General features: G+C 25.8%; 2 protein-coding genes. Both read right to left on the bottom strand.

What is annotated here, in order from left to right; translation table 11 throughout:
* A partial coding sequence (locus tag AMN88_RS04625; protein WP_218836661.1) for a hypothetical protein occupies window positions 1–196 on the bottom strand: 196 nt, incomplete at its 3' end.
* Window positions 193–988, bottom strand: a 796-nt coding sequence (locus AMN88_RS02450; protein ID WP_075536262.1) for a glycosyltransferase family 4 protein, incomplete at its 5' end; no start/stop codon positions are given. The genes AMN88_RS04625 and AMN88_RS02450, both read right to left, overlap by 4 nt.

Here is a 988-nt window from a genome sequence, read left to right as displayed (position 1 = left end):
GATTAGTTTTAAAAACTGTAAATTTAGATTTTAACATATAAGGAAAAATAATTAGGAAACCAAATAAAAATCTAAAAAACCCTGCAACATAAACATTAACTTCTTCTTGTGCTAATTTTAAAAAAGTTAGCATTAATGTTCCACAAAAAACTGAAATTATAATTAAAAAAATTGCTAATTTATTATTTGAAATCAATTTAGTATCTTTTTGTATTCTTCAATTATTTTTGACCACTGAAATTTATTCACAAATTCTTTTGCATTTTTTCCAAGCTCTAAATATTTTTTATTTTCCAACAATGAGTTAATAGAAGAGTAAATATCATCGAGACTATTTCCATCACATATTAAACCAGTTTTTTCATGATTAATTGCATCTGCGGCACCACCATCTTTGCCTCCAATTGATGGAATACCGTATTGTGCAGCTTCAACATAAGCTATACCAAAACCCTCAACTGATTTTTTATGGATTATGGATGGCATTACAAAGATATTTGATTTTGAAACTAAAGCATTTTTTAAATCATTACTAATATCTTTAAAAAACATAACTTGAGCTTCAAGATCTAACTCTTTTACTAGCTTTTTAATATTTTCTTCTTCTTCTCCATATCCAACACAAATGTAAACAATATCAGGATATATTTGTTTCAAATTTCTCAAAGCCATAACTATTTTTTCATGATTTTTACGCTTATCAAATCTTGAAACCGTAATTAGTCTTGGATTTTTAACTTTAAGTATACTTTCAACTTTATCTAAAGTTTTTTTATTTAATTCTTCAGCAGGATCCACACCTGGATTTATTACAATTACTTTATTTGCATTAACACCAAGTTCTATTGCTAGATTTTTTGTAAACTGAGAATTTGCTATAACTTTTTCAACATTATTTAAAACACTAACCACTCTTTTATTTTGACTAGAACCTTTAGGATGGTTGATTTCTTTACTATGAATTAAACAGTATTTTTTCTTAGAAGTT

The sequence above is a fragment of the Candidatus Pelagibacter communis genome (assembly GCF_001180165.1).
GTDB lineage: Bacteria > Pseudomonadota > Alphaproteobacteria > Pelagibacterales > Pelagibacteraceae > Pelagibacter > Pelagibacter ubique_P.
This window is presented reverse-complemented; position numbering and strand designations above follow the sequence as displayed.